Source organism: Glutamicibacter sp. 0426, assembly GCF_001906485.1.
Classification (GTDB): Bacteria; Actinomycetota; Actinomycetes; order Actinomycetales; family Micrococcaceae; genus Glutamicibacter; species Glutamicibacter nicotianae.
The window spans coordinates 332,173-342,661 of record NZ_MPBI01000004.1; the positions used below are offsets into that span (position 1 = coordinate 332,173).

At 62.1% G+C, this 10,489-nt stretch carries 11 protein-coding genes; 9 read left to right on the forward strand and 2 right to left on the reverse strand.

Annotation, left to right across the window (positions count from 1 at the left end; all coding sequences use genetic code 11):
- Positions 1 to 66: 66 nt before the first annotated feature.
- From BKX98_RS12630 to BKX98_RS12640, 3 genes are all read left to right on the forward strand, one after another.
- Positions 67 to 384: a DUF2516 family protein gene (locus tag BKX98_RS12630; RefSeq protein ID WP_038993817.1), complete on the forward strand. Its 318-nt coding sequence runs from the start codon at positions 67 to 69 to the stop codon at positions 382 to 384.
- A gap of 130 nt (positions 385 to 514) precedes the next feature.
- Complete coding sequence (locus BKX98_RS12635) at positions 515 to 1,261, forward strand: phosphoglyceromutase (RefSeq protein WP_066144097.1); 747 nt, start codon at positions 515 to 517, stop codon at positions 1,259 to 1,261.
- A 197-nt stretch (positions 1,262 to 1,458) separates the two neighbouring features.
- Entirely contained in the window at positions 1,459 to 1,761 is a 303-nt protein-coding gene (locus BKX98_RS12640; RefSeq protein ID WP_038993831.1) for a DUF4193 domain-containing protein, read from the forward strand.
- Positions 1,762 to 2,042: 281 nt separating this feature from the next.
- Here BKX98_RS12640 and phoU read toward each other — a convergent pair whose 3' ends face one another.
- Complete coding sequence (phoU, locus tag BKX98_RS12645) at positions 2,043 to 2,696, reverse strand: phosphate signaling complex protein PhoU (RefSeq protein ID WP_038993819.1); 654 nt, start codon at positions 2,694 to 2,696, stop codon at positions 2,043 to 2,045.
- Positions 2,697 to 2,923: 227 nt separating this feature from the next.
- Here phoU and BKX98_RS12650 point away from each other — a divergent pair, with 227 nt between their 5' ends.
- Positions 2,924 to 4,138: a cell wall metabolism sensor histidine kinase WalK gene (locus BKX98_RS12650; RefSeq protein ID WP_038993820.1), complete on the forward strand. Its 1,215-nt coding sequence runs from the start codon at positions 2,924 to 2,926 to the stop codon at positions 4,136 to 4,138.
- A complete protein-coding gene (locus BKX98_RS12655; protein WP_038993821.1) occupies positions 4,135 to 4,815 on the forward strand; it encodes a response regulator transcription factor in 681 nt (226 codons plus the stop codon). Before BKX98_RS12650 ends, BKX98_RS12655 begins: the two co-directional genes overlap by 4 nt.
- A gap of 80 nt (positions 4,816 to 4,895) precedes the next feature.
- Here the strand turns inward: BKX98_RS12655 and BKX98_RS12660 are convergent, their stop codons facing one another.
- Positions 4,896 to 5,435 carry a hypothetical protein gene (locus tag BKX98_RS12660; RefSeq protein ID WP_073707485.1) on the reverse strand — a complete coding sequence of 180 codons (540 nt, stop codon included), beginning with the start codon at positions 5,433 to 5,435 and terminating at the stop codon, positions 4,896 to 4,898.
- A 354-nt stretch (positions 5,436 to 5,789) separates the two neighbouring features.
- On the opposite strand from BKX98_RS12660, the gene BKX98_RS12665 reads away from it, so the two are divergent.
- The 4 genes from BKX98_RS12665 to rlmB all read left to right on the forward strand — a co-directional run bounded on the left by BKX98_RS12665 (position 5,790) and on the right by rlmB (position 10,158).
- Positions 5,790 to 6,275 (forward strand): CarD family transcriptional regulator, encoded by a 486-nt coding sequence (locus tag BKX98_RS12665; protein ID WP_038993823.1) that lies wholly within the window; start codon positions 5,790 to 5,792, stop codon positions 6,273 to 6,275.
- Between the two features lie 77 nt (positions 6,276 to 6,352).
- Entirely contained in the window at positions 6,353 to 7,621 is a 1,269-nt protein-coding gene (ispD, locus tag BKX98_RS12670) for a 2-C-methyl-D-erythritol 4-phosphate cytidylyltransferase (RefSeq protein ID WP_073707486.1), read from the forward strand.
- Positions 7,622 to 7,707: 86 nt separating this feature from the next.
- Positions 7,708 to 9,159, forward strand: coding sequence for a cysteine--tRNA ligase (gene cysS, locus BKX98_RS12675; protein WP_073707487.1), 1,452 nt, complete (start codon positions 7,708 to 7,710; stop codon positions 9,157 to 9,159).
- Positions 9,160 to 9,210: 51 nt separating this feature from the next.
- Positions 9,211 to 10,158 carry a 23S rRNA (guanosine(2251)-2'-O)-methyltransferase RlmB gene (gene rlmB, locus BKX98_RS12680; RefSeq protein WP_038993825.1) on the forward strand — a complete coding sequence of 316 codons (948 nt, stop codon included), beginning with the start codon at positions 9,211 to 9,213 and terminating at the stop codon, positions 10,156 to 10,158.
- Positions 10,159 to 10,489: the final 331 nt, after the last annotated feature.

The following is a 10,489-nucleotide window of genomic DNA, read 5'->3' on the forward strand; positions in this document are numbered from 1 at the left end:
CCGCGGGGCCAATTTCCGCGCGTGGCACAGTGCCCATCAAATGCGTCGCAAAGGTAGAGTGAAGGCATGAACATGATGCACGTAGCCCGACTGATCGAGTACTACATGATGATCGCCCTGAGCGTTGTCATCGTGGCGCTCGCCGTTTGGGCTCTGGTTGATTGCCTGCGCCATGGCGCGGATCGCTTCGCCCAGGAAGGCAAGCGCACCAAGGGCTTCTGGCTCGGTCTGACAGTGGCCAGCACCGCTGTAGCCTTGCTGGGCATGCTTGGACAGGGCGGAATCGGCTTCCTGCAGCTAATCGGCGCCTGCATCGCCTGCGTGTACCTTGCGGACGTCAAGCCAGCAGTGAGCGGCAAGGGCGGCGGCTGGTACAACTACTAGGCCGCGCCAAGGCACCCAAGTTTTCACGAAGACCTGCATCCGCTTGATGGCGGAGCGCAGGTCTTCGCACTTTAACCACGGGCCTTAACTTTCGCGCGAGTGGGCTTGCGCATTGGTTAGGATAGATTCCATGAGCCACACTTTGATTTTGCTTCGCCACGGACAGAGCGAATGGAACGAAAAGAACTTGTTCACCGGTTGGTACGATGTCTCGCTGACCGAGAAAGGCCGTGCTGAAGCAGCCCGCGGCGGCCAGCTGCTGGCCGAAGCAGGCTACAAGCCGGAGGTGCTGCACACCTCCTTGCTGACCCGCGCAATTGTCACCGCGAACCTGGCTCTGGAAGCCGCTGGCCGTTCCTGGATTCCGGTGAACCGCGACTGGCGCCTGAATGAACGCCACTACGGTGCGCTGCAGGGCAAGGACAAGGCGCAGACCTTGGCCGAATTCGGCGAAGAGCAGTTCATGGAATGGCGCCGCAGCTACGACACCCCGCCACCAGCACTGGACGACTCCTCGGAATTCAGCCAGATCAATGATGAGCGCTATGCGGCGCTGGGCGACTCCGCCCCGCGTACCGAGTGCCTCAAGGACGTGCTGGAGCGCATGCTGCCGTACTGGGAGAACAACATCAAGGCCGATCTGTCGGCAGGCAAGACCGTCATGGTCACCGCCCACGGCAACTCCCTGCGCGCACTGGTCAAGCACCTGGACGGCATCAGCGATGAAGACATTGCCGGCCTGAACATCCCGACTGGCATCCCGCTGGTCTATGAACTGGATGACAACTTCCAGCCAATCACCAAGGGCGGAACCTACCTGGATCCAGAGGCCGCGGCCGACGCTATCAAGGCCGTCGCCAACCAAGGTCGCAAGTAGGACACGCTTTTCGGCGGTTTCGCGATGACCGGCCATGGGCCGGTGATCGCGAAGCCGCCGTCTGCTTATTAACGCGGGGATAACGCCAGGCATCCGGCTGTGAGCGAAACAACTGCGCACGATTGTATTTTTGGCATTAGTATGCTGTAATCTCCTATTTCGAATAGGCTCAATGGCTCACGTTAGGAATGCAATTCGTGGCAACTGATTACGATGAAGTCCGCCCAGACGTTGCTGAGGCACGCAAGGCTTCTCTGGATGCGGTGAAGTCCGCAAACGCACCGGACGCCAAGTCGGTGGTGCGCGAGCTCGACGAGACCGATCATACCGATGGCATGGATCTGCCGGGCGCGGATCTCTCCAACGAGGAATTGACCGTTACGGTCATTCCGCAGAAAGACGACGAGTTCATTTGCGGCTCGTGCTTCTTGATCCGCCACCGTTCGCAGCTGGTGCGCGAAGAAGGCAACGTAGGCTTCTGCGTCGAGTGCGAAGGCTAGAAACCCGCTAGACACTGGCGCCATTCGTGCGCCGAGAACGGGCAGAGGGCAGCCCACCGATCGGTGGGCAGCCCTCTGCCCGTTTAACGAGCTGGAATCCTTGGCTGGGCCAGCTTCCTCATCGGGGCCCAACAAGGACGCACAGCGTGCTCTCTGGAGCGCCCAGCCGGAAGTCCCATGCCCCGTCCAAGCAAAATTGAAGAACAAAAAAGGCGCCTGCCATCCGTTGGTACCGGATGGCAGGCGCCATGGCTATGCAATCGAGCCGATGCTCCGAGAAGCTAGATTTCGGTTGGATCCCATTCGCCGGTCACCAGGTAGGTGACCTTGCGGGCTACGGACACGCCGTGATCGCCGAAGCGCTCAAGGTAGCGGCTGGTCAGCGACACATCCACGGTGGTTGGCGCGTTGGCGTCCCAGTCCTCGGCCGCGACCTGGGTGAAGACGCTGGAGTGCAAACGATCCAGCTCGTGGTTCAGTTCGATGATTTCGGTGGCGATCTTCAGATCGCGGGTGTCCAGCAGGCGCGCGACCGCCTTGGCGATGTCGATATCGATCTTTGCCATCTGGGCAAAGGTGTCGGAAATCTTGGCCGGGATCGCCGGGTTGGGGAACCGCAGACGAGTCAGCTGCGCCAGGTGGCGGGCCAAATCGCCCATGCGCTCGAGCGACGCGCTCATGCGCAGCGAACCGACAATCATGCGCAGGTCGCTGGCTACCGGCCCCTGCAGGGCCAAGGTGTCGATGGCCCGTTCGTCGAGCTGGTTCTGCAGGAAGTCGATCTTCGCGTCCGCCGCAATGACTTCCTGTGCCAGATCGACGTCCACGTTGGCTAGCGATTCCCAAGCGCGGTCCATTGCGGTTGCTACCTGGTTGGCCATCTCAATGAGTTCTTCGCCAATTTGCTGCAGGTCTGCCTGAAATACCTTACGCACAGCAGTTCCTTTCGAGTGTCGGTATCCATGCCGGATGGTGGACTGCCGTGGCAGCCACCCGCCACGAGACAGTTTTGTGGCATGGTGGAGGGTCTTGCTCCAGCTTGTCAGCGGGTGATTAACGAATATGCCACGAAAGGTGAACGTTTGGTGAACAGCGCGCCGAAATCGACTAAAACACGTCATTTAGGGCTGGAGCCGCCCACAGGTGAAGCTAGTCTAAAGATGTGAACGAAGTGATCTCGACTCTTATAGCCGGCGTCCTCGGCCTGGCTCTGGGGATCGTTGGCGTCATCGCCTTCCGGCTCTCCCAGGCCCGCTCTTCGAAGCTGCCGCAAGTCGACGAGCCAGTGCTCCCCGAGGGGGCGGCCGCCGTCCTGTCGGTCATCGGGCGAGCTTTCGTGATCCTCGATGACGTTGACGGAGTGGTCCGGGCCAACCCTGCCTCCTATGCCTACGGGCTGGTGCGCGGGCACACGCTGGTCCACAACGAACTGCTCTCGCTTGTGCGCCAGGTGCGCGCCGATGGCGTGATTGCCGAAAGCCAGTACGAGCTGCAGCGCTCCACGCTCGGTGCCGGGCAGCTGATTGTCCACGTGCGCGTCGCTCCGCTGGGAGACGAATACATCCTCCTGCTGGCCGACGACCGCACCGAAATCACCCGTACCGAAGCGATGCGCAATGACTTCGTGGCCAACGTATCCCACGAGCTGAAAACGCCGGTCGGCGCCATCGGGCTGCTGGCCGAAGCCATCACCGAAGCCGCCGACGACCCGAAGGCGGTACGCCGCTTCTCCACCCGGATGGACAAGGAATCGCGGCGCCTGGCGGCCCTGGTGCAGGACATCATCGAGCTCTCCCGGCTGCAGGCATCCGACGCGATCGTGCAGGGCCAGGAAGTGAATATCGACAGCGTCGTGGCAGAAGCCGTGGACCGCAGCCACCTGATTGCCGAGGAAAAGGGCATCACCATTACCGTGGGCGGCCATCTCGAAGAGCCGATCCTGGGCGATGCGGACCTGCTGATGACCGCTATCCGCAACCTGATCGACAATGCCATCCGCTATTCGCCGGAGCACACCACGGTCGGAGTGGGGATCCGCCAGCGCGATGGCTACGCCCAGATTTCGGTGACCGACCAGGGACCGGGCATCTCGCCCGAGGAGCAGGAACGCGTGTTCGAGCGCTTCTACCGCGTGGACTCCGCACGCTCGCGGCAGACCGGCGGCACCGGGCTGGGCCTGAGCATCGTCAAGCACGTGCTGGCCAACCACGGCGGCGAAGTGTCCCTGTGGTCGCAGCCCGGCCACGGATCAACATTTACCCTAAGACTTCCCCTAGCGGACGAAGAACCGGCGACCAGCAATGCGCTTGCCGGCCAGACGATGAAGGAACGAACGATCGAGGCGAGTGCGTCCGATCGTGAAGGAGGACGCCGATGACCCGCATATTGATCGTTGAGGACGAGGAGTCGCTCTCAGACCCGCTGTCCTTCCTGCTCGAACGCGAAGGCTTCGAAGTCCGGATCGCCGACGACGGCCTGAAGGCAGTCACCGAGTTCGAACGCCACGGCGCAGACCTGGTGTTGCTGGACCTGATGCTTCCGGGCCAGCCGGGCACCGAGGTGATCCGCCAGATCCGCCTGAACAGCCAGGTCCCGGTCATCATGCTCACTGCGAAGGACTCGGAGATCGACAAGGTAGTGGGCCTGGAACTCGGTGCGGACGACTACGTCACCAAGCCGTATTCCTCCCGCGAACTGCTGGCCCGCATCCGCGCCGTGCTGCGACGCCAGGGCGAAGGCGAGGAGCTGATCAGCAACGTGGTCACTGCCGGTCCGGTGCGCATGGACGTCGAACGCCATGTGGTTTCGGTCGACAACACCGAGGTGTCCATGCCGCTGAAGGAATTCGAACTGCTGGAAATGCTGCTGCGCAATGCCGGCCGCGTGCTCACCCGCGGACAGCTGATCGACCGCGTCTGGGGCAGCGACTATGTGGGCGACACCAAGACCCTGGATGTGCACGTCAAGCGCCTGCGTTCCAAGATCGAGGTTGACCCGGCAGTCCCCGAACGCCTGGTGACCGTGCGCGGACTGGGTTACAAGTTCGTGGTCTAAGGCCTAATAGCCCGGATACGGCAGCAGCCCCGGACAGAATCAGTGATTCTGTCCGGGGCTGCTGTTTCGGCTTGCGGAGCCTAGTGGCCCGAAGTCGAGTGGGTCTCTTCCGGGGTCAGGTGCTCGGTGACCGACTCATCGGCACCGCCCGGTACGAAGTCGCGGTATTCGGCAAGGGTGCCATCGACTACTGGAACGCTGAATTCCACGTTCTCGCCGGCGACGGTGAAGACCGAAGGTGCGTGCTGGCCAGCAGGGATGCCCAAGTTCTTGATGATCTGCTCGTTCTTTTCATCTTCAAGCTTGATAGTGCCATCGGCAGGAACCTGGATGGAGACAGGTGCAGTGTTCTCGGCCTTGACCGACAGGGTCAGCGCGGAATCGCCGGCGTTGATTACGGAGCCGATCAGGCGGGCTTCAGTGTCGTCGCTGTTGGTGACGAACATCAGGTTGCGGACCTTGGCGTCTGCGACATCGACGTTGACGCCATCGCTGGCGGCGTAGTCCATGTTGGTGGCCTGCTCGTTGATGGCGCCACAGCTGGTGACACCGAATGCCAGGGCAGCCACAGCGAGGGACGCGGCGATGCGACGTCCAGCGGTCATGCGTGCGGTGATCACGACACTAACTCCTCGGTGAGAATAATGAGTTGCTTCGGGTTCGTGGCCGGTTGAATCGGCTGCACCTGGGGCAGGGGCAGCCGCGAAAAGGACCACGATTACCTCTAAGCCTAGCTGTTTTTCACGCAAAGACGCGATTTAGCGACGTGCAACACACGCTTTTCGACAAGTTGTAGACAACCGTCGCTGGGAAAGGGGGAGGTGTGCAATCGACTGCCTTATCTTCTTCATAGCATGTTTCTCTTGCAAGTGGAAGAGGCAATTCCGCATGAATTCGCGGTTATATGGGGCACAGTCGCAAGGCCATGAATAGCAAACATGGTAGACTAGGACGTGGGAAAGGGGTTTATCCACATGGTTTTTGAGGTTGGCGAGACTGTTGTCTACCCGCACCACGGTGCCGCAATGATCGAAGAGATCAAGATGCGCAAGATCAAGGGCGAAGAGAAAATGTATCTCAAGCTCAAGGTGGCTCAGGGCGACCTGACCATTGAGGTTCCAGCCGAGAACGTTGATCTTGTTGGCGTACGTGACGTGGTAGGTCAGGAAGGCTTGGACCATGTGTTCGATGTCCTTCGTGCTGAATTTACCGAAGAGCCGACCAACTGGTCGCGCCGCTACAAGGCAAATGTCGAGAAGCTCGCTTCCGGCGATGTCATCAAGGTTGCAGAAGTAGTTCGCGACCTGTGGCGCCGAGAAAACGACCGTGGTCTGTCGGCAGGCGAAAAGCGCATGCTGGCCAAGGCTCGCCAGGTATTGATCAGTGAATTGGCCTTGGCCAAGGATCTGGACGAGGCCAAGGCGGAAGGCCTCTTGGACGAGGTTCTGGCTTCGGCCTAACCCAGTTCCGGTAACGCATCGCCGTGAAACGCTCCCAAGCGTTTCACGGCTTTTGGCGTTAAAGCAGCCGATTCAGGATGACGCGGCACGATAAGCTGGGCGCTGTGAAGCAAAGCGAAGCGCAAAATTCAAGCCTGATCCTAGTTGCGGCCGGTATGGGAACCCGTCTTGGCGCAGGAATTCCCAAGGCGATGGTTCAGGTGGCCGGGAAGTCCTTGGCAGAACACGCAGTGGACCGGATCCTCGGGGTTGGGCAGATCACCGAAATCATTGTGGTGACCCCGCCGAAGGACGAGCGCCTGGCCGCAGCCATGGCCCAGTACGGGGAACGGGTCCGTACCGTGCCCGGTGGTGCAAGCCGCGCCGCGTCGGTTCGCGCCGGACTGGCCGTCGCCAGTTCAGAGGCCGCGAATATCCTGGTCCATGACGCAGCCCGCGCTTTCGCCCCGGCCGAGCTGCATGAAAGGGTGCTGCACGCCCTGGCCGATGAGCAGTGCAGCGCGGTGATTCCGGCATTGGACGTCACCGACACCATCTGCGTGGTCCAGCCCGATGCCTCCGGCGAGGACGAGATCATCAAGGAAACCCCGGCGCGTTCCACCCTGCGCGCGGTGCAGACCCCGCAGGGCTTTGACGCGGCGCTGCTGCGCGCGGCGCACGCCCGGCTGGATTCCTGCACCGAAGCCGAACTGGAGCTGGTCACCGATGACGCGTCGATCGTGCGGGCTTTCGGCGCCGAAGTCCAGGTGCTGCCCGGATCGCAGCAAGCACTGAAGGTCACCTACCCCGAAGACCTCGACGCCGCCGGCAAGCTCGCGGCAAGCCACCTGGCCAGCAACCCCAGTGCAAAGGAAGAAGCCATGATCCTGCCACGAGTCGGCAACGGCATCGATGTCCACGCGGTCAGCGACGACCCGGCCCGCGAAATGTGGCTGGCAGGACTGCACTTCCCGGACGACATCGGGCTGTCCGGCCACTCCGACGGCGACGCGGTAGCGCACGCTGCCTGCGATGCGCTGTTCTCCGCAGCGGGCATAGGCGATCTGGGCACGCACTTCGGGGTGGACCGCCCGGAATTCGCCGGGGCCAGCGGTGTGAGCCTGATTGCAGAAGCCGCCCGCCTGGTGCGCGAGGCAGGATTCGAGATCGGCAATGTCTCGGTGCAGTTCGTCGGCCGCCGCCCGCGCTTCGCCGCGCGCCGCGAAGAGGCCAACGCGGTGCTGAGCGCGGCGATCGGCGCCCCAGTCAGCGTCATTGCGACTACCAGCGACGGGCTGGGGTACGAGGGGGAGGGCAAGGGCGTGACCGCCTATGCCACCGCACTGGTCTATCCGGTTTCGCACTAGGCCCGTCGGCGCTGCCGCGGGCTTAGCTCATCGAGAGCGTCACAAGTGAAGCACAAAGCGTGCATCCATCGGATAACCTTAAAGGCGTGAGCCTGCGATTCTATGACACCAAAACAGCATCCGTACGCGACTTCCAGCCATTGGCGGAAGGCGAAGTCAAGCTGTACTACTGCGGCGCCACCGTGCAGGGCATGCCGCACGTGGGCCATGTTCGCAGTGCCATCGTCTTCGACATCCTGGTGCGCTGGCTCGAATACCGCGGCTTCGCCGTCACCACCGTCCGCAACGTCACGGACATCGATGACAAGATCCTGGAAAAGTCGGCGAACTCCTTCGCCGCGGACTTCGAAGCCGATGCCCATTACAAGCCGCGCGAAGAATGGTTCGCCCTGGCGTACCGCTTCGAGCAGGAATTCTCGCTTGCCTACGAGGCGCTAGGCGTGCGCCGGCCGACCTATGAGCCGCGCGCGACCGGGCACATCACCGAAATGCATGAGCTGATCGAGCAGCTCATCGACCGAGGCCACGCCTACCCGGCAGCCGACAGCTCTGGTGATGTCTACTTCGATGTGCGCTCCTATGAGCAGTACGGTGCATTGACCCGCCAGAAGGTCGACGACATGCAGGACGCCCCGGATTCGGATCCGCGCGGCAAGAGGGACCCACGCGACTTCGCGCTCTGGAAGGGGCACAAAGATACCGATCCGCTGACCGCGTCCTGGCCCAGCCCCTGGGGACGCGGCCGCCCGGGCTGGCACCTCGAGTGCTCGGCGATGGCCGGCAAATACCTGGGCAGCGCATTCGACATCCACGGCGGCGGACTGGATCTGCGCTTCCCGCACCACGAGAACGAGATGGCCCAGTCCAATGCGGCAGGCCACGGCTTCGCCAACTACTGGATGCACAACGGCATGGTCACCTACGAGGGTGAGAAGATGTCCAAGTCCATCGGCAACACCATCTCCCCGGAGGAAATGCTAGCGCTGGCCGATGCCCGCGTGGTGCGCTACTTCCTGGGCCAGGCGCACTACCGTTCGATGCTCGATTACCGCCCGGACTCGCTGACCGAGGCCGGGGCAGCGGTGGAACGCGTGGATACCTTCATCTCCAATGCGCGCTACCGCCTGGGTGCCGCCGCCGAGGCGATCGCAGCCACCGCGGTGCCGGAAGCCTTCGGCACCGCGATGGATGATGACCTGAACGTTCCCATGGCCCTGGCTGCACTGCATGAAACCGTGCGGCTGGGCAACGCTTCCCTGGACCAGCGTGATGACGCTGCCGCCGCCAAGGCCCTGGGCCAGGTCCTGGCCATGACCCAGGTGCTGGGCCTGGATGATGCTGGCAGCAATGAAGGGTCGGATTCTTCCGCAGAGCACGAGGCCCTGGACCAGCTGATCCAGGCGCAGCTGGCCGAACGCGCCGAAGCCCGGGCAGCCAAGGACTGGGCGCGCTCCGATGCGATCCGCGATGCACTGGCATCCGCCGGGATTACCGTGGTGGATTCGGCCGATGGCGCCCGCTGGACCCTGGATAACTAGTCGCGAATCAGCGCGACGCCAACGAACTCAAAAACCAAAGGACAATTACCAATGAGCAAAAAGGGCCCAACCAAGGGTAGTGGTGGCAAGGGACGTCGATCCCTCGAGGGCAAGGGCCCGACCCCTAAGGCAGAGGACCGCCCGTACCACAAGGCGTACCGTGCCAAGCAGCTTTCCGAGCGCTCGGCTGCCAAGCGCAGCGCCGGCCGCCGTACCGAACGCATCAAGGTCAACGCCGAATTCGTCACCGGACGCAACTCCGTCGTCGAGGCGCTGCGCGCCGGGATCCCTGCCAAGGCGCTGCATGTTGCCATCCGCATCGACGTCGATGACCGCGTCCGCGAATCCCTGAAGCTGGCTGCCGAGCTGGGCATCCCGCTGATGGAAGCATCCAAGCCTGAGCTGGACCGCATGACCGATGACGCGATCCACCAGGGCCTGGCCCTGCAGATCCCGCCATACGAGTACAAGGACGCAGTCCAGCTGGCTACCAAGACCATCAAGGACTTCGACAAGGGCTACACCAAGACCCAGCCGCTGTTCCTGGCACTGGATGGCATCACCGACCCGCGTAACCTGGGCGCGATTGTCCGTTCGGCATCGGCCTTCGGCGCAGACGGCGTGATCATTCCAGAACGCCGCAGCGTCGGCATGACCGCCTCGGCATGGAAGACCAGCGCCGGCGCAGCGGTCCGCGTACCTGTTGCCAAGTGCAGCAACCTGACCAGCGCGCTGAAGGAAATCAAGGCTGCCGGCATCTTCGTGATCGGCCTCGACGCTGGTGGCGATATGCAGCTGCCGAACTTCGAATTGGCAACCGGCCCGCTGTGCATTGTGGTTGGTTCCGAGGGCAAGGGCCTGTCCCGGCTGGTTCGCGAAAACTGCGACGCCATCGTGTCGATTCCAATCGACTCGGCCATGGAATCGCTGAACGCTTCGATGGCTGTCGGCATCTCGCTCTACGAGGTATCGCGTTTGCGTGCTGAGAAGGCCAAGTAGCTTCCAAGCATCATGAGTGGGTCATAACTTGCCAAGGCAAGTTATGACCCACGGTCGTTAAGGTGACCCGCTTCATAACAACGAATTTCCGTTGTTTTCAGCCGCTATTCATCTTGGAATGCTGAGGATCCGCATGATTCCGGGGATTTTAGCCCGCAAGTTCTGGAAACAGGCCGATTTTGCGTCGTGGCGGGATGCGTGTAAAGTTTTATCTCGCGCCGCTGATCCGGCCGGCCTGAAAAGGCGAGTCGGAAACAGCGGGGTGAACCAGTCTGAAACGCCGAGTTGACAATGGTCAACGCGGTGGTAAGCTGGAAAAGTTGCTCCGGAG